Raw genomic sequence first — 20848 nt, forward strand, 5'->3', positions numbered from 1 at the left:
TACACCTCCCTAGAACAATAATGAATATAGAAATACTACAACAGACAATGATACAACAGTGATCAGTACCAGCTTTGTTTTAAAAGACGATAGCATCATCAATAAATTTTTCATATCAAGCATCGGACCAAACACAAGAAATGCAACGATTGATCCTGTGGAGAAGGTGCTTCGGAAGGAAGAGGCAATGAAAGCATCAGCTTCAGAGCACAGTGATAAAACAAACGCGAGCCCCATCATAACGAGTGAAGAAGAAGCCTGTCCCTGACCGATGGCAAGAAGGGTTGAGGTTTTCACATAGGTTTGGACCGCTGCTGCAATCAATGATCCGATTACCAAATATTTACCCATGGAGAAAAATTCTTCAACCGCATGATTCAGCGTTTCCCCAAGTTTTTGTTTAACGGAAAGCTTTTTATGTGTGTGATGGTGATGCTCTGCTGTAATTTTCAGGCCATCCCCTTTATAAAAGAAAGCAAGAATCAACCCGACAGCCACCGAAACAACAACTGCTCCCCCAGCCCGGTATAAGGGCATGGACCAATTGCTTCCAAAAGCAACGTAAGTTGAAAAGAGTACAACAGGGTTGATGATAGGACCCGTCAGCATGAAAGCAATTCCGGCATAGATGGGCACCCCTTTTTGCACAAGGCGCCTGACAATCGGCACAATTCCACACTCACACGCCGGAAAAAGTGCACCAAGAAACGTTGCGAACAATACGGCAAGCACCGGGTTCCTCGGCATGATTCTCGCCACCTGTTCCTCGGATACGAATATTTGGATGATGCCGGCAATAAACACCCCTAGCACCACAAAGGGCAATGCTTCAATTAATATGGATATAAAAATGGTATTCATTTGCAAAAAAGATTGCGGCAATGATAAAAAGAGCATAGCTTGCCTCCTGAATATTAAACTACTGCAGTTACTATACGGCAATTTGGACAAGCCGTCCATATATCCTGTTCCGGAAATTGACGCATTCCATTATAGCAACCATCGAAAATGAACAAAAAATTCATGTGAATAATTACACAGAATATACTTTGGAACATTAAAAAAACCCGTGATATATAATCACGGGCTTCATTGGTTTCCTATTTATTTCACCAGATACTTCTCAATATCATCAAGCATCAGATTGGCTGCTTTCACGCCTCCTGCTGTATTCCAGATGGCATCAGATACCTTGTGCACATTGCCTTGTTTCACTGCATTTAAATTTTTCCAGAGCGGGTCACTGGTCCATTCCTTCTCCTGCTTGGTCGCTCCCCCGTCCCCTTCTTCATAGGTGAAGTAAAATAACACATCTCCATCCATCTGCGGGATTTGTTCTTTCGTTACTTCTGCTGCAAAATCATCCTTGCTTTCCACCTTTGGACGCTTAAAGCCTAGCTGCTCAAGAATTACACCTGAAAATGAGTTCGTCAGGTAGATGCGGGAAACGCCAGGCATGAAACGGACGACAGAAATTTCCTTGTTCAGGTTATCTCCGGCCTTTTCACTGATTTCTTTGACACGTTGGTCATAATCACCGATTACTTTATTTCCTTCTTTTTCTTTATTTAATGCTTTGGAGTACAATTTGAAATTGTTTTTCCAGTTTCCGCGCAAGTCTTCTGCAAAAACAGTAGGTGCGATTTTATTTAATTGATCGTAAACTTTTTCCTGTCTCATTTTATTTCCAATAATAAGATCCGGTTTAAGTGAGGCGATTTTTTCCAGATTAACCTGGCTTTCGTCGCCGACTACCTCAACACCTTTCATATCACCTTTAATGTGGTCATACCATGGATCGCCGAGCCAGGACTTAACCGCTCCAACAGGCTTAACTCCCATTGCCAGCACAGCTTCGGTTCCTTCATTCGTCAGCACAACAACGCGTTTCGCGCTTTTTACCTTGGTTGTTCCCATCGCATGCTTAACACTGTATCCTTTGGAATCTTCTCCCGATGATTCTTTTTCGCCGTTGCCTCCGCAGGCTGCCAGAAGCATAAGCGAAAGAATGGTTATTATCATTCCCCATCTTGAGTATGTAGATTTTGCCGTATTCAAATTCCTTCTCCCCCAATTGATAATGAATTTCATTTACACTTAGAATCATACCTGAATTTTAAAATAAATGTCAACTGTAATTGATAATGATTTTCAAATTCATTGACATCCCCCTTTATCTTCCTTAAACTATAAATTGTAAAATTCTAATTATGAGGTCCTTATGAACGGAGTAATTCAATCATCTAAAATGAAAATCGCCATGTTAGCTTTGGCAGTTCTTCTATTGGCTGTCTGTATGGCGCTCAGTGTAGTTTTTGGCTACACAAACACAAGCTGGAAATCAGCTGTGGCAGCATTCACTGACTTCAATGGATCCAATCAGCATCTTATTATACGAAATGCCCGCCTTCCGCGCGCTTTGATCGGTGCGGCAGTAGGAATCTCTCTGGCTTTGGCCGGCGTGCTGCTGCAGGCGGTGACACGGAACCCAATTGCATCCACTGATATTTTTGGTTTAAACGCCGGCGCTGGATTTTTTATCGTCATGGCTGTTTCATTCTTTCACATCAGTTCTCTTCAGCAATTCACCTGGATTGCGTTTCTCGGTGCCGCTGTGTCGGCGTTAACCGTATACATATTGGGTTCGTCGGGAAGGGGCGGTCTGACACCGGTTAAAATGACGTTGGCCGGTGCGGTTATCGCCGCCATGTTTGCCTCTCTTACACAAGGAATGCTGGTGGCCAACCAAAAAGCGCTGGAAGAAGTACTGTTCTGGCTGGCGGGTTCGATACAGGGCAGAAAACTGGAATTTCTTTATCCGGTTCTTCCTTATCTTTTGATTGCCTGGGCCGGCTCGATGCTGATGTTTCGCCAGCTTAATACCTTTCTGCTTGGTGAAGATGTTGCCAGGAGTCTGGGACAGCGGACACTGCTCTTTAAGATTCTTGCCGGCTTGCTGATTGTTCTTCTGGCCGGTGGATCCGTAGCAGTAGCAGGACCCATCAGTTTTATTGGTATTGTTGTCCCTCATTTCGCACGGTATCTTATCGGAAATGACCATCGCTGGGTTATTCCTTTTTCCGCAATATTCGGCGGAATACTGCTGATAGTGGCAGATATCGGCGCCCGGTATATCGTCCTTCCGGAAGAAGTTCCGGTTGGTGTAATGACCGCCTTGATTGGTACGCCGTTTTTTATTCATATCGCCCGAAAAGGATCATTTAAATGAGCAAGTATATTACAGCAAGATCCAAAAGGTATTCATATTTAATAGAGAAAAAGGCCATGTTAACCATTCTTATTCTCCTTCTTGTGACACTTGCCATCATGTCTGTAAGCATCGGGATCGGGGAGCTGTACATCACTCCTCTCGAAGTCATACAATCTCTGACCGGGATGGGTAATGGCATTAACGATGTTGTTATTCAGGAATTCAGGCTTCCCCGAATACTAATCGCTGTGATTGCAGGAGCTTCCCTTTCCCTGGCAGGCGCCATTTTGCAGGGAGTTATCCGGAATCCACTCGCTTCACCAGATATGCTGGGCATAACATCAGGCGCTGGCTTTGCAGCCGTTACATTTATAACGGTCTTCAGCAATCAAAGCAACAACTTAACCGTCAGCATTGGTTATTTGCCTGTTGCCGCCGTTACCGGCGCATTTATAATGGGGACTGTTGTTTATCTGCTTGCCTGGAAACGTGGAATATCACCTGTAAGGCTTATTTTGATTGGTGTTGGCCTGATGGCGGCAGCCCAGGCCCTGACAACACTCATGATTGTACTCGGCCCGATCTACGCCGCTCCCCAGGCTACAATCTGGCTGACCGGCTCGGTTTATGCGACAAACTGGAAAGATGTATACAGTCTCTTGCCCTGGTTTCTTGTCCTTGCACCACTTTTGTTTACTCTCACCAGAAAATTGAATGTCCAGGAACTTGGCGATGATGTCGCCGCAAGCCTCGGGCATTCAGTGAACAAAAACCGTTTTATATTGCTGCTGATCAGTACAGCACTGGCCGGATCGGCGGTCGCTTTTACAGGCGCCATCGGATTTGTCGGTTTGATCGGTCCCCATATTGCCAGGAGGCTGGTTGGCTCTTCCTTCGGCGCTCTGCTTCCTGTATCCGGGTTTCTTGGAGCCATTATTGTATTGCTCGCTGATTTGGCAGGAAGAACACTATTTTCACCACTGGAAGTTCCAGCAGGAGTTTTCACCGCAGCCATCGGTGCTCCCTATTTTATTTATCTTCTATCTAAAAATCATGGTTAAGGAGCGATTTCATGTCCATTCTGCAAACCGAATCTCTAACGTTATCTTACGGAAAAAAACCTGTGATTCAAGACCTGGATCTTTCGATACCAAAAGGGGAAATAACCGTTTTAATCGGCAGCAACGGCTGTGGAAAGTCCACACTCTTGCGTTCCATGGCACGACTTATGGCACCAGAAACAGGAGCAATTCTCTTAAACGGGAAGAACATAGCCAAACGGTCAACAAAGGAAGTGGCCAAAGAGCTCGCTATTTTGCCTCAGGGACCTGTAGCCCCCGAAGGATTGACCGTGCTTCAGCTTGTGAAACAAGGAAGATATCCTTACCAATCATGGCTGAAGCAATGGTCCGCAAAAGACGAAGAAGCCGTTACACGCGCCTTGAAGGCAACCAACATGCTGGAATTTGCGGAAAGAAATGTTGATTCTCTCTCAGGCGGCCAAAGACAGCGTGCCTGGATTGCCATGACCCTTGCGCAGGGAACAGAAACCATACTTCTTGATGAGCCTACTACGTACCTTGACATGACCCACCAGATCGAAATACTTGATTTGCTCTTTGAATTGAATTCCAGGGAAAAACGCACCATTGTTATGGTCCTTCACGATTTGAACCTGGCCTGCCGCTATGCCCACCATCTCGTGGCGATCCAGAATCATTCGGTAGCCGCACAGGGCTGCCCTGAAGATATCATGAATGAAAAACTGGTTTCCGATGTTTTTCATATGCCATGCAAAATCATTGAAGATCCATTGTTTGGCACACCGATGTGCATTCCATATGGAAAGGGGCGAATTGCGAAAAATGGCCTACCCACAGCACAATACGCATAATCTTATCGGCTGGTCACTTTCGGAACAGACGGATATCGAAAAACGCTCCAGCTTTAAATTCCATTTTTCAAACGAAAAGGCGGCCGTTCCCGCGTCCCTCCTATTAGATAGTTCACGAATGCTTTCATATATGGAAACTGTAGGTGACAAAATCGGTTCCAAGGAGCAAAGGGTCAGTGCCTCCATGTTCTTTAAACGCTATGTTTTCTGTATTCTCACATCTTCTCTATATGCCATGTCGATGCTGAATAAGCAGTTCGACATCCGACTGGAAAATGTGGTGATCATTGATGAAGAGGACGATGAAAAAAAGCACAGCTGGCTGCCGTCTTTTTCACTCCAGAACAGCGAAGGAATGCCGATGGCCGGAAACCGGGAACATTGGAGATCATCGGTCGTTGAAACACTATTTGCAAAAAATATCTCCGTCATGCTGAATCACTTGTCATCGTGCACAAAAGCATCAAAAGCGATGCTTTGGGAAAATGCATTAATTTATATCTCCTGGCTGTATAACACATGGAAAGACGAGAACCACCCTCCTGAAATTCTGGAACGGCTGGAAGATGACTACCGCTTTCTTGTGAAACGGGCCGAAGGCTTTCACTTTGGAACAGCTTCTAATCCTTTCAGCAAGTTGGCAATGAGATACGAAGCCCACCAATTTCAGCAGAGAAAAACTTGCTGCCTGTATTACCGTACAGATGGCGGCACCTGCTGCACTACATGCCCATTAAAAAAAGCCGACTGATTATCTGCATATCAGCCGGCTTTTGTTTGTATCCTAACTATAATGGGTATCACAAGAATAAAGAGAATGAAGGAGGGCAATCTATTGGTCATTATCTGGATTAGCATTGCAATCGTTGTCGCAGCATTGGTCTTCCTTGGGGTCTATGCTGTTAAACTGATGAAATCGAGCAAAACAACCATCGAAAACTTAAACCGTACCACCCAGCTGATGCAGGCGGAAGTAAACGACGTTACGAATCAAACCACACTGCTCAATGAAAAAACCGAGTATTTGAAATACGATGTATACAATAAAACACAAAGCATCAAAAGTGTAGGTAAATCGGCAAAGGAACTGAAAGAAAACACAACAGATTTGTTTAAAACCGTAAAACGATAATGGCCGCAAGCCCGGTAAGGGGCTGCGGCTTTTATTTGCTTAAAGCTTTACAAGCCCTTCTGCAATCCGCTTATAATCATCGATGAGGCTTTCGACCAGCTGCCTGGCCGGTCTTCTTTTAGCCAGCGGGGCACCTTGCCCTGCCCATAGCGACATATATTCTCTGTCCCCCCGGCTGCCGGCGGCTTTTCGTAATCCTGAAGTTAATGCATTTTGAATGGGGTATGGAGGGAGATCGTCAATCGCTTTCATTTCTTCCATAAACCGGTTTGAAATCCCTCGTGCCATTTTGCCGGAAAACGCTTTGGTCAGCCTCAAGTCCGTTTCTTTTGATTCCAGTACAGCTTTTTTATGCACCGGATGGGCTCCACTTTCTTCTGCTGCTAAAAAGGCAGTACCCAGCTGGACTGCACTCGCCCCGAGAGCTAAAGCCGCAGCCATACCTCTGGCATCCATAATCCCGCCGGCGGCAATGACCGGAACAGAGACCGCATCAGCAATCAGAGGAATGAGGGCTATTGAGCCGATCAGGGCCTGATCTTCGCTTCCGATAAATGTCCCTCTATGGCCCCCTGCTTCACTTCCCTGGGCAGCTATAGCATCGATCCCCGCCGCTTCAAGCAGAACAGCCTCTTCCACGGTGGTAGCAGTCGCAATCGTGATCACGCCTTCTTTTTTCAGCCTGCCGATCATTTCTGCAGTTGGTGCATTAAAAGTAAAACTGATGACCGGCACTTTCTCTTGAATGACCACATCCAGCTGCTCCTGAAAGTGGGACGTCCATCCGGTAAACGGGGCAGGCCTCTCCATTCCCAGTCTTTCTTTATATCCTTTGAGCATCGCTTCCATGTTTTCAATCTGTTTTTTGTCAAAGGCAAATTCTTCTGGCAGAAATAGGTTAACCGCAAAGGGCTTTGCTGTCATTTCTTTGATGCTTCTGATCGCGGCTTTTACGTCTTTAGGCGCCATATAGCCCGCTCCCAGTGTACCTAATCCGCCGGCATTCGAAACTGCTGCTGCAAGCTCTGGCGTTGCCGGACCGCCAGCCATTCCGGCCTGTACAATGGGGTACCGAATGCCGCACAGCGCAGTAAAAGATTCATTCATAGCACACCGCTCCATCCTTTATTTTTGTTATGTACTTCTGTAACAAGTGTAACAAAAAAACACGCCTACTGTCTGCGTGTTTACGTTTTCAGAGGATTAAACTGACTATAGACCTGCTCAATCATCCTCTGTATATTTTCTTGATTGTATCCGCATTCCTTCATGGCTCTCGAAATATAGTAGGCCATATCTTCTTTTTCCTGAGCGCTCCGCATTTTCATAAGCAACTCATTGATTTTCTTATTCCTGTCCATCTCATTCAATATTCTCACCCCCCATTTTTTGTTAACTGTATGACCATAAACAAAGAAAAAGACCCATGAGACAGGGTCTTTTCAGAGAGCGCTATGATTTTATTTTTTTCCCTTTCTTACTTTAAAGACGATGACAACGAACAGGATGACAATGGCGCCGATGGCAATCCCTCTTGTAAAAGGAGCGGCAATTGTTTTAATGTCTTCCCAGTTGCTTCCGAGCTGGCTGCCCAGATAGATAAACAAAATGGACCAGGGGATGATTGCCAGCAGCGTGTAAATCGTGAACTTGGAAAATGGCATTTTCGCAATGCCTGCAGGTATTGAAATGGCATGCCGCACTACGGGAATAAAGCGTGCAAAGAAAATAACGCCAGTGCCGTATTTCTCAAACCAGCTTTCTGATAAATCGATTTGTTTTTTACTGATCAGAATATATCTTCCGTACTTTTCCAAAAATGGCCGTCCGCCATAATACCCCATCCAATATAAAAATAGCTGGGCGATTGTTCCTCCGATCGTTCCGGCAATAACCGATCCGGCAAAACTCAGATGTCCTTGAGAGATGAGGTAGCCAGCATACGACAACACCAGCTCACTCGGTATAACCTCTACCATAAGCCCGAGCGCGATTCCAAGATGTCCAAGCCCCACAATCCATTCCAAAAGTGATAATACCATTTCTTTCAATGCTTTTCCCTACTCTCTGTATAATTAATAGCTTGTCCGGTTCTACCGGCTGCCCAGCAGGAACCCGGCCAATGCAGCCAGTATGCCGACGATGTAAGTGAGTGCCAAATACAGGATCAGCACGTCCCATTGCTTTTTTCGGTAAAATTGTATGTTCTCCAGCTTAAGTGTGGAGAACGTGGTGAACGCCCCCATAAATCCTATTCCAAAAAACAGCCGGATAGAATCAGATGGTTCCGTTGCCGTAATCCAGCCAAGGAGAAAGGAGCCTGCAATGTTCACAAACAGCGTTGCCAGAGGAAAGGAGGTAACCGAGTGTCCTTTCACCCACTGGCTGATTCCAAACCGGAACACAGCACCCCAAAAACCCCCTGCAGCCACAAGCATGATCTGAATCAAGCCGTGTCCCCTCCTTTCGTGACACCGCTGCCTGTACGAAAACCAGCCCAGGACATAAAAAGTCCGCCAATTAAACTGAACAGTATGTAAAAAACAGCTGTAACCGTCTGCCCGGAATGGAGGAGCTGAATGTTTTCTACACTAAAGGTGGAAAACGTGGTAAACGAGCCGATTAGACCCGTACCAAAAATCAGCGAGGTATAAGGATGAACCGATGGTTTTCTTCTGAGCCAAAACGTAAGATAACCGAGTGCAAACGATCCGGCCATGTTGGTCAGAAAGGTTGCAAGCGGAAATCCGCCTTCCCAGACAAGACCCACCGCGAGGCCCAGACCATAGCGCAGGAGCGCTCCGGCCATACCGGCAATCCCTACCCACATATACAATAGCACAAGCGTTCAGTCCTTTCTCAGATTGGCTCATGTAAACAAAACAGACTCCTGCAGGAAGTCCTGCAGGAGTTCATGATCTCCGTTATTCAGTTTATCATGTTTGCTTTCAAGAGAACAATACTCACTCATGTTTTAAAGATCGTCGAATCCGTTGGCATCAGACACTTTGGTATACTGCCTTGGTTTTTGTTCGAAAAAATCGCTCTTTCCGCTGTCTACATGTTCATAGGCCCTGATCCATTTCATTGGATTTTCCCTATATCCCTCGAACGGTCGTTCCACCCCAAGTTCATTCACCCTTTTGTTCGCCATAAATTTAATATAAGCCTCAAGCTCCGGCATGTTAAGGCCGGCAAAGCGGTCTCCGATGATGTAACGGGCCCACTGTATTTCCAGCTCCGCTCCCTTTCTGAAGGTTTCCTGCACAAAGCGCATGGTTTCTTCATTATCCAGTTCCGGCACTTCTTTCAGCAGCTCTTTAAAAATCTGGCAAAACAACCGGACATGCAGCTGTTCATCCCGATTAATATAATTGATCATCGTGCTCGTGCTCATCATTTTTTGGTTTCGTGCCAGGTTATAAAAGAAGGCAAAACCCGTATAAAAATTCAAGCCTTCAAGGACCACATCATAGATGATGGATTCCAAGAAAGTCTTCGGTGTTGGATTTTCGGCAAAACGTATATATCCCTCTGCTATGAAATCGTTTCGTTCCCGCAGGACTTCATCATGCTTCCAGTACTCAAAAATTTCATCCTGCTTCTGCTTGTTCACAAGGCTTGAGAGAACATAGGAATACGACTGGTTATGAACCACTTCCTGAAAAGAGAGGACTGTCATCAGCGCGGACAGGCTGGAATCTGTGAGATACCCCGCTGCCCTGGACGAATAGTCGGTTTGGATGCTGTCCAGAAAGGCCAAAAGCCCGATGATTTTGTTAAAGGTGTCCTTCTCCTCACCGGAAAGCTGCTGATATTGCTTTACGTCACCGGACATATTGATTTCAAACGGGGTCCAAAAATTGGCCAGCATATTTTTGTACATGGGATATGCCCAGCTGTACCGCACATCGTCCCAGTTCAGTACATTAGAACTTTTTCCATTCAGGATTCCCGTTGATGCATTCGGGGCTGTTACATCATATAATTTCCGTTTGCTTAATAGGTTCATTGTTATATCTCCTCCTAGCTTGAGCAGCTTTCACAGTCTTCCAGCTCTGAAACAGATGTTGACCGGGTATAGTATGTGGTCTTCAACCCTGATCTCCAGGCGGTCAAATGAAGGTTCAGCAGTTCTTTTGCCTTGATCGTACTCTTCACATAAAAGTTAAATGAAATCGATTGGTCCACATGCTTTTGCCTGACAGCATTTTGTTTAATGCTGTAATGCTGATCCATGTCATACGCTGATTTATAGTACCAGTTTGTCTGTGGCGTGAGATCAGGAGCCGTAACCGGAATTTTAAAATCCTTCTTCTCTTCCGAATACTCTTTTTTGAAAATGGGATCAACAGATGCGGTTGAGTTCGCGATCAGGCTTGTTGTCGCATTCGGTGCAACGGCCAGCAGCCAGGCATTTCGAACACCCCGTGTCTGAACTTCTTCCTTCAGCTGAAGCCATTTTTCAGAATGGTAGCCTCTTTGCTCAAAATAGGTTCCTGTTTCCCAGTCAGACCCCTTAAATGCCGGATAGGAGCCTTTTTCCTTTGCCAGTTCATTGCTCGCTTCAATGGCCAGGAAATTGATCTTTTCATACAGCTCATCGTTATATTGAACGGCTTCCTCAGACTCCCAACGGATTCCTTCAAGGGCCAGAAGATGATGAAGCCCAAATGTACCGAGTCCGATTGCGCGGTACTTATGGTTGGTGAGAACTGCCTGCTTAACTTCAATGCGGTTTTCATTCAAATCAATTACATTGTCCAGCATCCGGACCTGAATCGGAATCAGGCGCTCAAGAACATTGTCCTTTACTGCCCTGGCAAGAGAGATGGAGCTTAAATTACAAGTTACATAGTCACCGGGCCGTTTGGTGATGATAATCTTTCCGTCATCGGCCACCTCTTCTTCCACAGTTGTGGCTGACCCGTTTTGCGCTATTTCTGTACACAGGTTACTGCAGTATACCATCCCTTCGTGCTTGTTGGGATTGGCACGATTCACCGTATCCCGGTAAAACATATACGGTACGCCTGTTTCGAGCTGGCTTCTCATGATTCGTTTAAAAATCTCAATAGCCGGCACCACATCATATCCCCCGGATCCCTTATCACCAAAATAGCCCTGATCCGCAGCGCGAACACATTCCTCGTACTTTTGCCGGAAGCTTCCCTCTCCTGGCACTTCATCATAATAATCATCCAGTTCATAGCCCATTACTTTTTTGACCATGTAAGGATCAAATAAATGCCAATCCTCCCTTGCCTCTGTCTTTTCCATAAATAAATCCGGAATGCAAAGGCCCAGAAAGAGATCGTGCACCCGTTGCCGTTCATCTCCATTGTTCAGCTTGGCATCCAGGAACGAAAACAAATCTTTGCCGAAAACATTATAGTAAATGGCGATCGCTCCCTTTCGCTGGCCCAGTTGGTCTACGCTGACGGCGGTTTGGTTCAGCAGCTTTGCCCATGGAATGATGCCCGAGGAATTCCCTTTAAATCCTTTGATTTCGGAACCGAGGCTTCTGATTTTACCGAGGTACACGGCAATCCCTCCGCCCCCCTTGGAAAGTGTGGCCGCATCAGTTGTAGAATCATAGATTCCGCGCAAGCTGTCCTCCATCGTATCAATGAAACAGCTGGAGAGCTGGCCATAGCTTTTTCCAGCGTTCGCCAGTGTTGGCGTGGCAACGGTCATATAAAGATTTGACATGGCCCAGTATGCCTCTTTCACAAGACCCAGGCGCCGTTTTTCCGGTTCTCTGGAGAGCAGGGTCATCGCGACAATCATAAACCGCTCCTGTGGAAGCTCGTAAACACCACCTTCATGGGATTGCGCCAAATAACGGTCAGCGAGTGTGCGGATCCCAATGTAGGTGAACTTTTGATCCTGAACCGGGTCAATTTCGCTTTCAAGCTCAGCAATTTCTGCTGCGGAATATGTTTGCAAAAGGGTTCTGTCGTAAATCCCCATTCCGGTTAACTGCTCAATCAGTTCATACAATGATCCATATCGTTGCCCCGATACATTGTTTCTGTTTTTAGATGCTTCCCGGTATAGCTTCTTTAGATGTATCCTTGCCGCGACAAAGGTCCAGTCCGGCTCCTCAATGCAAATATTCTCGAGGGCATAAAGAACACCCATGTTCAGCATCTTTTCTATGGAGTGCTCCTGGTGGGCAAAATAGGAAACCTTTTCTATGTATTCTTTTTTATTCCCCAGTTTTGGAAATCCCTCTATAATTTCATTTATTTCACCCATTACTCTCTGAACTCTTGAAATATCAGTAGCCATTTAACAGCTCTCCTCTCTTTTTTGAACAAAAATAAAAGGCCCATCCAATGGATGAGCCCAAAAACGACACGAGTATGTAAAAAAACAAAAAACGGATTGTGCCGTTTTTGTTTCTCAATCCCCGGAGAATCAAAACGCGAAACAAAAGGCAGGTCTACTGGCTAAAGCTTCATCCTACTCCGGACCTTCCCATGTAAAAGCCACAGCATTGTGCGCGTTCTTTACACAGTGGATTTCCGTTTCGTCCACATGACAGTTGCGGGGACAGCTCCGGACTTTCACCGGATTCCCTATTAAGTCTTCACAGACACCTATTGTTTCAAATATACTATATTTAGTTTCTTACACATTACTTTCACACTAAATATAGTGAATGTCAATACCTTTTCTTTATTTATTGGTGTTCCAGATGGTGCGTGCACAATATTTTATAATATCCCTGCGCCGGATAATACCAATGAAATGGCCGTCATCATCCGTCACAGGAATAAAATTTTGATCGGTTGCCAGCGTGATTAAATCTTCCATATTTGAATTAATAGTAACAGAGATGTTATTCAACCGCTGAGGCACATCCTTTAATTTCGTTTTAACTACATCATGGAAACCAAGATCAAAGGCCTCTTTTAGTTTCCACAACAAATCCCCCTCTGTTAACGTCCCGACATATTGTCCTTCCTCCGAGACGAGGGGAACCGACGTGTATTTGTGATACGAAAGCTTTTCTAAAGCCTGCCTAATGGTCGATTCAGGATTTAAATATTTTACCTCATCTTTAGGCAATAGATAAAAAGCGATGTTCATGCTGTGATCTCCTTTAACCCTTAATTGCAGCTGTACATATATACTATAGCAAAATTCATGGTCTTCTTTCACACAAAAAAAGCCCTGGTAAGGACTCTTGTTCTTTATTTTTATTCCCACACTGAGAAGGTGTTAAACTTTTTTACCTGGCTCCAGGAAGGTGTTCTGTTGATAGAGCCAGCTCTTATACTCTTCTTCCAGTTCGGTTAATGGCGTTTCCAGCTCCTTGCTGATTCCCGCCTTTTTAAGCATCTGTATAAGAAATTTTTTTCTTCCTTCAATCGCTTTCCGCAACAATCCGCCCATTCTTAACCTCCCGATAAAGCGTTTTCATAATATAGTATACGTAGCTGCCGCAAATTAGTTTCAGCGTCTGTCACGTTAAACTAAATTTATTGGCAGTTGTATCACTTTATGACAGGAGACGAGCGGCAAATGACACCGACTTTTACTTGGGCAAATCTTTGTTGATTTCTCTTCGAACATGTCCAATTTCAGGAAGGATAAGTTTCTTCATGGCCAAAGATACAGCGCCGGAAGACCCTGGCATCGCAAATACAGCGGTGGAATCAATGACGCCTGCAACCGCTCTGCTCATAATGGCGGCAGAACCAATGTCCTCGGTATAGCTCAGCATGCGAAACAATTCTCCATATCCCGGGATTTCCTTTGTGAAGAGGGGCTCGATTGTTTCAATGGTGACGTCGCGTTTGGCAATTCCAGTTCCCCCGTTGATCAGTATAACCTCTATCTCTTCTGCCTGGCAGCCTTCAAGAACAGCTGACCGTATTTCATCCACTTCGTCTTTTACAATGGCATACTGAGAAACTCTGTGTCCATCTTGAAGAAGCTGGTCTTTGATTATGCGGCCGCTTTTGTCATTTTCCACTGTTCTTGTATCACTTACTGTAATCACTTTGCAGATTACAAAAGAAGGTGCTTCTTTTTTATGCTCTTCTACGCTCATTTTTTATCCCCTCTCCCGCATCCTACTTCTTCTTTCTCTTGATCAGCCATACCGCTATCGCAATGACGATGACAACAATAACAATAAACACTGGCGCTGATGAATTTGTCTTGCTTTCTGTCTTCTCTGCTTTTTGTTCTGATTTTTCCTTCTGTTTGGCTGCTGGTGCTTTTTCTGTGTTTTTTTCGGGTTCTTTTTTCACTTCTTTCTTTTCTTCTGGTTTATTGACGGTAAAAGAAAGACCTTTTTCAATCACATGTCCATCAGCACCTATAATTTTGTAATCCACATTATATTTTCCGTTTTCCAGCGGATCCGGTGATGTGCCCGTCAAAACCTTGTCATTTACAGCTGTTTTAATGTCAACCGGTTTTCCATCTCTTGTTACTTTCATGGTACTTAAATTTTCAATTTTCGTTTCAAACGTTAACGTGATTTTACTGATATTTTCTTTGACAACGTCCCCATCTTTTGGAACAGAAGATTCCAGTCCTGTGTGCGCGGAGGCAATGGAAGCGGTTGAGAAAAATAAAATTGCGGTCAGAAGCCATATGTACTTATTCATGTAAACTCTCCTTTTTGTGCTCGTCATACCTATATACTGTACAGGAAATCAAAAAAAAAGACCACTCAGAGCAAGTAATCTGAGGGTCTTCTTTCGGACTTATGCCTGATTAGGGCTTAGCAAAACGAGCATGCACAGCCTATGATTATTAACAAAATGAACAACACCACAAGTAAAGCGAAGCCACTTCCGTGCCCGTATCCAAATGACATTTTGTTACCTCCTCTTTCGAGATATTTAATGATCTACATCCATAACATATGATGCGGCCGGGCTCTGTGAAACGGTACAAGAGTCTATTTTTTTAAACAAAACCATGAAATTTCCGTTTTTGTTTTCATTGCCCTTTTTTAATGCTTATCCGCATTTGTCCAAACATAAATGACAAGACTTCATATATTGTTAGGGAGATGTTGGAGTTTATAAAAAAGGAGGTAAATACTATGGGATACGCTGCAGGTGGCAGAGGTTTCGCCATGATCGTGGTACTGTTCGTACTTCTTATCATCGTTGGCTGTGCATGTTCATTCTGCTAACAAGCAAACAGGGAAAAGATGCAGATCTTTTCCTTGTGCATTAATGAACTACGATTAACGCAAATCTTTTTCCAATAACCCAAAACCCATTTTTAAAGCACTGAGCAATTGCCCAGTGCTTTTTTTTATTGCTCATCGCTATTTTCTTCCGTGCTCTTTGTTTTTTCCTTGAGGTCCCAATACGTTTCGAGAGCACGCTGCCCAATATGCTTATTGACCGCCTGTGTGCCGCTATAGGGAGAAGCGTCAGGAACAATGATGGCATAAGCAATTTCCGGATCGTCAAACGGAGCATAGCCGACAAGCGTCAAGTTATCCTTATCAGCGATAAAGTTCCCGTTGCTGTCATATTTCTTCACCTGTGCTGTACCTGTTTTACCCGCAGGATTATGGTACTTCGGATTATTGCCAAAGTACGTTGTTGCAGTTCCTCCAGGCGAATGGTAAACCTCCCAGAACCCCTGTTGAACCCGATCGATATAGCTCTTATCCATGTCGAGTTCATTCAGGACATTCGGTTCAAACCGTTTAACGAGCTTGCCTTCCATATGATTTTCCGTCTGCGGCTCACGAATCTCCTTAACCAGCCTTGGCTGCACGCGGTACCCGCCATTCGCAATCGTAGATACATATTGCACCATCTGGATCGGGGTATATGTATCAAACTGGCCGATTCCCATATCAATCATATTACCGAGCTGGTCGGTGTAGCCGCCATTGTAGCCTGTAGATTCGTTCGGAAAATCAATGCCCGTTTTTACTCCAAGACCAAACTGGCTGAAATAATAGCGCATCACATCAAACCCAAGGTAGCGGTTGTCTCCATAGAAGCTCTTCGTACTGTAACTGAATTTCCCAAGACGCATGACAATATTGTACATATACACATTGGAAGATCGCTTTAAAGCAGTCAAATCATTGATGCTTCCCATGTTCGCATGCGATTTTTTCGTCAGGGATCCAAATTTTAATGGAGCGTCATAGATATATTCCCCCGGGTGAATCACTCCTTTATGAAGTCCTGTGAGCACGGTTGCCCCCTTGACAGCAGATCCCATTTCATAGGCATCGAACAAGGCGCCGTAAGAGTCATTAACAAATGCGCCATTCTTGTCCATCTTTTTCCCGGCAATTGAGTAGACTTCCCCTGTTTTCGGGTTCATCATCACAATGTAGGCAGACCTCATCATTTCATTTCCGCGGTCAGCCCTGCCTTTCCTTATTTCTTCTTCCAAAATTTTTTCCATCTTTTCCTGCAGGTCCATATCGATGGTCAGTACCAGATCTTTTCCGCGTTTTCCCGGAATGACTTTGGGCTCACCCAGTGTTTTGCCTGTTTTGGGATTGGTAAGAAAAATACTTTTTTCTTTCGTCCCTCTCAGAGTCTCCTGATATTGCGCTTCAAGCCCGCTCACGCCAACCTGGTCGGTCCGGTCGTAATTCATGGCGCCGAAATATTCCTGCTGCTCTTTAGGCATCTGTTTCACGCGTCCAAAAATCGTTTTCAGCGAGTCGCCAAAAGGATAGGTCCTGTCGGCATCCGGCATGATATCAATGCCCGGGAGAAGGTTCAGATTTTCGGAAATGATGGAAATCTCCCTGTCGGTCAGGTTCTTCTTTACCGGAGAAGCAGAGTAGGCATATCCCGCGTCCATTTCCCTTTTAATCGCAAGTATTTCCAAATCTTTTTTAGTAAGTGTATGTAAATCCTTCTCGGTAATCCGCTCAACCAGCAGCTTGTACTCCTTTTCATTGTTCAGTTTTTTAATTTCTGCCTCAGTGAGCCTTTCCTTCAGCAGTTGTGGAACTCCGTTCTTTACAATGAAAAAGTCCTTTTTGTCCCGTTCCGGAATTTTTTTGATGTCGACCTTAATGTGCTGCGAGAGCCATTTTGCCACCTTATAAGTATCCTCCGGCTTGGTGCTGCTCGTTTTGGTATATGTCAGTGTAAAATAGGGTTTGTTATCCACAACCACACGCTGATACCGGTCCAGTATTTTCCCGCGGGGGGCTTCTTTTTTTGCTTCTTCTTTTTTAATGGCTTCCGATTCCTGCCTTTTTTCTTCACCATTAACGATTTGAAGGACGCCCAGACGAAGAATTAAAATCGAGAAAAGCAAGAAAACAGCAATGAATAAGATGTTGAGCCGAAAAGGGAGATGATTCTTTTTCTTTTTGGTTTGAGTCTCCATCTATTTGTCCTCCCAGGATATTATTACAAATATATTACAGCTACCTTCTACTTATAGATTACTAAATATTAATAATAATTCCAAGTTTTTCATAGGAATTTATTTCTAAAGATTGCTTTTCCATACAAAAAAAACACCGCTTTGCCAGCGGTGCCTCTTCTTTCTTATTATGATAATTTATAGATCGGTTTTTCGGAAAGCCATTCAACGAGCTGATCATACAACGTCATGGCATCTTCAATTCCACGCTCATAGAGAACATTCAGTTTTACCGCATTCCGTTCGGCTCTGCCAACCTCCATTTTTTCTTTTGGCCGAATTACAAATACTTCATGTTTCTTCTCAAGATCTTCGATATACTCCATCGTTTCATTATATTGCCTATAGCGGTTCAGCAGCACCTCCGCCATTCCGGGATGCCTGCTGTAAATTCTCCTGGCGAGCCATTCCATCTTTGTTTTACCTTTTCGATATCCATCATTTTGGGTCAATACAATAACGTTGCGCAGGTTTCCGTCTTTTCTTGCTTTATGAATGGGAACCGGGTCAGCGACACCGCCATCGAACAATTTTCTTCCTTGATAGTCAATAACCGGAGCCATAAATGGAAGGGACGCAGAAGCGCGGAGGACTGTCAGTATTTCATTTTCATGTTCTGCCTTTTCAAAATAGACAGGCTCTCCGGTTTCACTGTCCGTTGTCCCGATTACAAAACGTTCTTTCGCCTCTTTGAACCGTTTGAAATCAAAAGGTACATGGATATTGGGAATTTCATCAAAAATAAAGTCCATCCCAAAAAGTCCTTTTCTCTTCAGAAGCCAATTTTTATAAGAGATATATTGCGGATGCCGCACATAGTCGATGTTTACCACCCGGTTTCTTCCCCTTTGCCTTGAGATATAGGACGTGGCATTGCAGGCACCTGCAGAAACACCTATGATATAAGGAAAATAAAGCTCCTTATCCATAAAGTAATCCAGGACCCCTGCGGTATAAACGCCTCTCATTCCCCCGCCTTCGAGTACAAGACCTGTTCCATTCATCCTAATCCCTCTCCTCTATATAATAGTTCACTATATGTAATATTAAAGAAAATAGCTAATGTTATGCTTCATCTGGTCGTATGAAAACAAAGAAACGGATATACTTCAAAAGCATACCCGCCGCTAACATTAGATTAAACCGGCATATTTTAAACCATGCCAGATTCCGTCTTCCCCAACCGGTTTTGTTACATAGTTTGCCGCCCGTTTGGCTTCCGGCCTTCCATTGCCCATTGCAATCCCCATTCCGGAGGATTGAAGCATTTCAATGTCATTCAGGGCATCACCAAAGGAAAAAGTGTTTTCTCTATGAATGGTGATGCGCTTCAGAAGTTCTTCAATGCCTTTCGCTTTTGATCCTCCAAATGGCATTACATCAATGGCATGCTGATGCCAGCGGATAAAATCAAAGGTACCTTTATACCCCTTGCGATAAGGCTGTTCAAATTCTTCGTCACAGAACAACAGCGCCTGATAGACGTCGTTATTATGATAGTAGGTTTGGTCAAACGTTGGATATTCCGGAAGAAGATGTTTTGTGCTTTCATAAACAACATCTGCATATTCAAGATTCGTTGTGGCATTGGCATGATCCAGGAAAACGAGGGGATGTCCTGTTTCCACAGCAAGCTTCTCAAGATTCTTCAGCCGTTCTACATCCAAATTAGATTTATAGATCACTTCACCTTCAAAAACAACATACGATCCATTAAAGCTGATAAACGAATCCATTTCCAATTCTTTCAGCAGATGTTCGAACATGAATGGAGCCCGTCCTGTTGCAATTCCTGTATGAATGCCATTTTGCCTTAATTTATGAAGAGCTTCCTTTGTCGATTCCGGAATTTTACCGGTACTTTCGTCAATCAATGTTCCATCGATATCAAAGAACACCATTTTATCTCTCATCTCTACCACTCCTTACTCTCTTCCTCTATGATGAATTTTTAAAAGCGGTCTGTCAACTCCTTGAATTCCACAGAAAAACCCTCCGATGTCCGGAGGGTTTCTTACTATCAGGAATTTGTATTGGCTGTCGTCTGCATATTTTTACGATTGCGGTTCAGTACCATGCTCTGGACTGTCATAAAAATGTTACCCACAATCCAGTACAGCGGTAATACCGCGGAAAGTCTCCATGCGGAGAATACGATGATCAGAGGCATAATATAACCCATCATCTGTATTTGAGGATTGACCTGCTCGAGCTGCCTGTTGATGATTTTGTATTGAATGAAGGTCGTAATGGCTGCAATGATTGGCAGGATGTGAGTAGGATCGGGTGTGCCCAGATTAAACCAAAGAAAATTATGTGCAGCAATTTCTTTTGTCCGTATGATGGCATAGTAAAAAGCTAATAGGATAGGCATCTGGATCAACAATGGCATACAGCCCATCGAAACGGGGTTTACGCCATGCTTTTGATACAATGCCATAACTTCCTGCTGCATTTTCACTTGGCTTTCTTTGTCCTTACCCTGGTATTTCTCCCGGATGCGTTTCATTTCCGGCTGAACTTCTTTCATTTTTTGCTGGTTTTTTGTTTGCGAAATAGTGAATGGCAATAACAGACAGCGAATGATAATGGTTAGGAAAATAATAGCCAGTCCATAGTTTCCGTTAAAAAAAGTAGCTACAAACTGTATCACTTCTGAAAACGGATAGACAAAGTAATGGCTCCAAACGCCGTGGCTTTGTGCGTTAACCGGCGCTCGGCTGCAGCCGGCAAGCACCCATATTCCCAAAATAGCAATTAAAAATTTTAATCCGTGTGTGAGTCCTGATCGTTGTTTCTTTTGATTCATTCCATTTCCTCCTTGTTGTTTGTTCATCTGTGAAAAAGAACAAGAAGGAATGGCTGTCATTATCATCAGGTGCCTCTTTCCGGTATTTCCTGAGAGCAATCCGGTTTCTCATGAAACAGAAATTTTGAACAGTACTCGGCGTATTTTGCAGTATAAGCGCGCTTGAGCTGTCTGAAATCCTCAGCTGGCTGCTTCTTTTTATAGTATCGGGACATTGCATGATCAGATGTCTGCTTATTCCAAGCAGCGCCAGCGTCAGGCCCAGTGAGATCAGCATAACATCCATTTCACACAGCAGTTCAAGAATCGGTTCGATCGGACTCACCCCCTTTTGATACAAGTATAACTCCTTAGCCCCTAAAAAGATAGCACTCTCAGCGTCCGTCAAATAATAGACAGAAATAT

At 44.3% G+C, this 20848-nt stretch carries 25 protein-coding genes and 1 riboswitch; of the genes, 6 read left to right on the forward strand and 19 right to left on the reverse strand.

The features are described from left to right. Window positions 1-9: 9 nt before the first annotated feature. On the reverse strand, window positions 10-897 hold the full coding sequence (locus QYB97_RS04770) for a permease (protein ID WP_301164783.1): 888 nt from the start codon (window positions 895-897) through the stop codon (window positions 10-12). A 207-nt stretch (window positions 898-1104) separates the two neighbouring features. Continuing rightward, a complete protein-coding gene (locus QYB97_RS04775) occupies window positions 1105-2022 on the reverse strand; it encodes an ABC transporter substrate-binding protein (RefSeq protein WP_301164926.1) in 918 nt (305 codons plus the stop codon). Window positions 2023-2221: 199 nt separating this feature from the next. Between QYB97_RS04775 and QYB97_RS04780 the strand changes: the two genes are divergently transcribed. The 5 genes from QYB97_RS04780 to QYB97_RS04800 all read left to right on the forward strand — a co-directional run bounded on the left by QYB97_RS04780 (window position 2222) and on the right by QYB97_RS04800 (window position 6237). Further along, complete coding sequence (locus QYB97_RS04780) at window positions 2222-3229, forward strand: FecCD family ABC transporter permease (RefSeq protein WP_301164784.1); 1008 nt, start codon at window positions 2222-2224, stop codon at window positions 3227-3229. Continuing rightward, window positions 3226-4272 carry a FecCD family ABC transporter permease gene (locus QYB97_RS04785; protein WP_301164785.1) on the forward strand — a complete coding sequence of 349 codons (1047 nt, stop codon included), beginning with the start codon at window positions 3226-3228 and terminating at the stop codon, window positions 4270-4272. The genes QYB97_RS04780 and QYB97_RS04785 overlap by 4 nt, the downstream gene beginning before the upstream one ends. An 11-nt stretch (window positions 4273-4283) precedes the next feature. Then, complete coding sequence (locus QYB97_RS04790) at window positions 4284-5105, forward strand: ABC transporter ATP-binding protein (protein WP_301164786.1); 822 nt, start codon at window positions 4284-4286, stop codon at window positions 5103-5105. Then, window positions 5077-5856 (forward strand): IucA/IucC family C-terminal-domain containing protein, encoded by a 780-nt coding sequence (locus QYB97_RS04795; protein ID WP_301164787.1) that lies wholly within the window; start codon window positions 5077-5079, stop codon window positions 5854-5856. The genes QYB97_RS04790 and QYB97_RS04795 overlap by 29 nt, the downstream gene beginning before the upstream one ends. An 84-nt stretch (window positions 5857-5940) precedes the next feature. After that, window positions 5941-6237, forward strand: a complete 297-nt coding sequence (locus QYB97_RS04800; RefSeq protein ID WP_301164788.1) for a DUF948 domain-containing protein — start codon at window positions 5941-5943, stop codon at window positions 6235-6237. Between the two features lie 39 nt (window positions 6238-6276). Here QYB97_RS04800 and QYB97_RS04805 read toward each other — a convergent pair whose 3' ends face one another. The 12 genes from QYB97_RS04805 to QYB97_RS04860 form a co-directional block, all read right to left on the reverse strand. Beyond that, a complete protein-coding gene (locus tag QYB97_RS04805; RefSeq protein ID WP_301164789.1) occupies window positions 6277-7344 on the reverse strand; it encodes an NAD(P)H-dependent flavin oxidoreductase in 1068 nt (355 codons plus the stop codon). A gap of 80 nt (window positions 7345-7424) precedes the next feature. Continuing rightward, window positions 7425-7607 carry a hypothetical protein gene (locus tag QYB97_RS04810; protein WP_301164790.1) on the reverse strand — a complete coding sequence of 61 codons (183 nt, stop codon included), beginning with the start codon at window positions 7605-7607 and terminating at the stop codon, window positions 7425-7427. A 90-nt stretch (window positions 7608-7697) separates the two neighbouring features. Beyond that, window positions 7698-8288, reverse strand: coding sequence for an undecaprenyl phosphate transporter UptA (gene uptA, locus QYB97_RS04815; RefSeq protein ID WP_301164791.1), 591 nt, complete (start codon window positions 8286-8288; stop codon window positions 7698-7700). A 42-nt stretch (window positions 8289-8330) separates the two neighbouring features. Further along, window positions 8331-8687 carry a fluoride efflux transporter CrcB gene (gene crcB, locus QYB97_RS04820; protein ID WP_301164792.1) on the reverse strand — a complete coding sequence of 119 codons (357 nt, stop codon included), beginning with the start codon at window positions 8685-8687 and terminating at the stop codon, window positions 8331-8333. Next, window positions 8684-9079: a fluoride efflux transporter CrcB gene (crcB, locus tag QYB97_RS04825; protein ID WP_301164793.1), complete on the reverse strand. Its 396-nt coding sequence runs from the start codon at window positions 9077-9079 to the stop codon at window positions 8684-8686. The genes crcB (QYB97_RS04820) and crcB (QYB97_RS04825) overlap by 4 nt, the downstream gene beginning before the upstream one ends. 132 nt (window positions 9080-9211) lie before the next feature. After that, on the reverse strand, window positions 9212-10249 hold the full coding sequence (locus QYB97_RS04830; protein ID WP_301164794.1) for a ribonucleotide-diphosphate reductase subunit beta: 1038 nt from the start codon (window positions 10247-10249) through the stop codon (window positions 9212-9214). Between the two features lie 14 nt (window positions 10250-10263). Further along, a complete protein-coding gene (locus tag QYB97_RS04835) occupies window positions 10264-12531 on the reverse strand; it encodes a ribonucleoside-diphosphate reductase subunit alpha (RefSeq protein WP_301164795.1) in 2268 nt (755 codons plus the stop codon). Window positions 12532-12661: 130 nt separating this feature from the next. Then, window positions 12662-12861: riboswitch (cobalamin riboswitch) on the reverse strand. A gap of 60 nt (window positions 12862-12921) precedes the next feature. Further along, window positions 12922-13335 (reverse strand): CBS domain-containing protein, encoded by a 414-nt coding sequence (locus tag QYB97_RS04840; RefSeq protein WP_301164796.1) that lies wholly within the window; start codon window positions 13333-13335, stop codon window positions 12922-12924. A 132-nt stretch (window positions 13336-13467) separates the two neighbouring features. Beyond that, window positions 13468-13641, reverse strand: coding sequence for a hypothetical protein (locus tag QYB97_RS04845; protein ID WP_301164797.1), 174 nt, complete (start codon window positions 13639-13641; stop codon window positions 13468-13470). A 142-nt stretch (window positions 13642-13783) separates the two neighbouring features. Next, window positions 13784-14302: a MogA/MoaB family molybdenum cofactor biosynthesis protein gene (locus QYB97_RS04850; protein ID WP_301164798.1), complete on the reverse strand. Its 519-nt coding sequence runs from the start codon at window positions 14300-14302 to the stop codon at window positions 13784-13786. 22 nt (window positions 14303-14324) lie between these two features. Continuing rightward, entirely contained in the window at window positions 14325-14867 is a 543-nt protein-coding gene (locus tag QYB97_RS04855) for a copper resistance CopC family protein (RefSeq protein ID WP_301164799.1), read from the reverse strand. A gap of 116 nt (window positions 14868-14983) precedes the next feature. After that, window positions 14984-15079 carry a YjcZ family sporulation protein gene (locus QYB97_RS04860; RefSeq protein WP_301164800.1) on the reverse strand — a complete coding sequence of 32 codons (96 nt, stop codon included), beginning with the start codon at window positions 15077-15079 and terminating at the stop codon, window positions 14984-14986. A 231-nt stretch (window positions 15080-15310) separates the two neighbouring features. Here QYB97_RS04860 and QYB97_RS04865 point away from each other — a divergent pair, with 231 nt between their 5' ends. Next, complete coding sequence (locus QYB97_RS04865) at window positions 15311-15403, forward strand: YjcZ family sporulation protein (protein ID WP_301164801.1); 93 nt, start codon at window positions 15311-15313, stop codon at window positions 15401-15403. Between the two features lie 125 nt (window positions 15404-15528). On the opposite strand, the gene QYB97_RS04870 is transcribed toward QYB97_RS04865, so the two are convergent. The 5 genes from QYB97_RS04870 to QYB97_RS04890 form a co-directional block, all read right to left on the reverse strand. Beyond that, window positions 15529-17595 carry a peptidoglycan D,D-transpeptidase FtsI family protein gene (locus QYB97_RS04870; RefSeq protein ID WP_301164802.1) on the reverse strand — a complete coding sequence of 689 codons (2067 nt, stop codon included), beginning with the start codon at window positions 17593-17595 and terminating at the stop codon, window positions 15529-15531. A 167-nt stretch (window positions 17596-17762) separates the two neighbouring features. Further along, window positions 17763-18638, reverse strand: coding sequence for a patatin-like phospholipase family protein (locus QYB97_RS04875; RefSeq protein WP_301164803.1), 876 nt, complete (start codon window positions 18636-18638; stop codon window positions 17763-17765). A gap of 129 nt (window positions 18639-18767) precedes the next feature. Then, on the reverse strand, window positions 18768-19547 hold the full coding sequence (locus QYB97_RS04880) for a Cof-type HAD-IIB family hydrolase (protein WP_301164804.1): 780 nt from the start codon (window positions 19545-19547) through the stop codon (window positions 18768-18770). A 107-nt stretch (window positions 19548-19654) separates the two neighbouring features. Further along, a complete protein-coding gene (gene yidC, locus QYB97_RS04885; protein WP_301164805.1) occupies window positions 19655-20443 on the reverse strand; it encodes a membrane protein insertase YidC in 789 nt (262 codons plus the stop codon). Continuing rightward, window positions 20340-20783: a hypothetical protein gene (locus QYB97_RS04890; protein WP_301164806.1), complete on the reverse strand. Its 444-nt coding sequence runs from the start codon at window positions 20781-20783 to the stop codon at window positions 20340-20342. The genes yidC and QYB97_RS04890 overlap by 104 nt, the downstream gene beginning before the upstream one ends. Window positions 20784-20848 lie beyond the last annotated feature (65 nt).

The organism is Fictibacillus fluitans, assembly GCF_030418125.1.
GTDB classification, from domain to species: Bacteria; Bacillota; Bacilli; order Bacillales; family Fictibacillaceae; genus Fictibacillus_C; species Fictibacillus_C fluitans.

Coding starts and splice junctions, on each gene's coding strand:
- QYB97_RS04870 (WP_301164802.1), bottom strand. CDS start 17,595: ATGGAGACTCAAACCAAAAAGAAAAAGAATCATCTCCCTTTTCGGCTC.
- QYB97_RS04880 (WP_301164804.1), bottom strand. CDS start 19,547: ATGAGAGATAAAATGGTGTTCTTTGATATCGATGGAACATTGATTGAC.
- QYB97_RS04860 (WP_301164800.1), bottom strand. CDS start 15,079: ATGTCATTTGGATACGGGCACGGAAGTGGCTTCGCTTTACTTGTGGTG.
- QYB97_RS04785 (WP_301164785.1), top strand. CDS start 3,226: ATGAGCAAGTATATTACAGCAAGATCCAAAAGGTATTCATATTTAATA.
- QYB97_RS04775 (WP_301164926.1), bottom strand. CDS start 2,022: ATGATAATAACCATTCTTTCGCTTATGCTTCTGGCAGCCTGCGGAGGC.
- QYB97_RS04770 (WP_301164783.1), bottom strand. CDS start 897: ATGCTCTTTTTATCATTGCCGCAATCTTTTTTGCAAATGAATACCATT.
- yidC (WP_301164805.1), bottom strand. CDS start 20,443: ATGAATCAAAAGAAACAACGATCAGGACTCACACACGGATTAAAATTT.
- QYB97_RS04855 (WP_301164799.1), bottom strand. CDS start 14,867: ATGAATAAGTACATATGGCTTCTGACCGCAATTTTATTTTTCTCAACC.
- QYB97_RS04875 (WP_301164803.1), bottom strand. CDS start 18,638: ATGAATGGAACAGGTCTTGTACTCGAAGGCGGGGGAATGAGAGGCGTT.
- QYB97_RS04830 (WP_301164794.1), bottom strand. CDS start 10,249: ATGAACCTATTAAGCAAACGGAAATTATATGATGTAACAGCCCCGAAT.
- QYB97_RS04835 (WP_301164795.1), bottom strand. CDS start 12,531: ATGGCTACTGATATTTCAAGAGTTCAGAGAGTAATGGGTGAAATAAAT.
- QYB97_RS04840 (WP_301164796.1), bottom strand. CDS start 13,335: ATGAACATCGCTTTTTATCTATTGCCTAAAGATGAGGTAAAATATTTA.
- QYB97_RS04790 (WP_301164786.1), top strand. CDS start 4,284: ATGTCCATTCTGCAAACCGAATCTCTAACGTTATCTTACGGAAAAAAA.
- QYB97_RS04780 (WP_301164784.1), top strand. CDS start 2,222: ATGAACGGAGTAATTCAATCATCTAAAATGAAAATCGCCATGTTAGCT.
- QYB97_RS04865 (WP_301164801.1), top strand. CDS start 15,311: ATGGGATACGCTGCAGGTGGCAGAGGTTTCGCCATGATCGTGGTACTG.
- QYB97_RS04805 (WP_301164789.1), bottom strand. CDS start 7,344: ATGAATGAATCTTTTACTGCGCTGTGCGGCATTCGGTACCCCATTGTA.
- QYB97_RS04845 (WP_301164797.1), bottom strand. CDS start 13,641: ATGGGCGGATTGTTGCGGAAAGCGATTGAAGGAAGAAAAAAATTTCTT.
- QYB97_RS04850 (WP_301164798.1), bottom strand. CDS start 14,302: ATGAGCGTAGAAGAGCATAAAAAAGAAGCACCTTCTTTTGTAATCTGC.
- QYB97_RS04795 (WP_301164787.1), top strand. CDS start 5,077: ATGGCCTACCCACAGCACAATACGCATAATCTTATCGGCTGGTCACTT.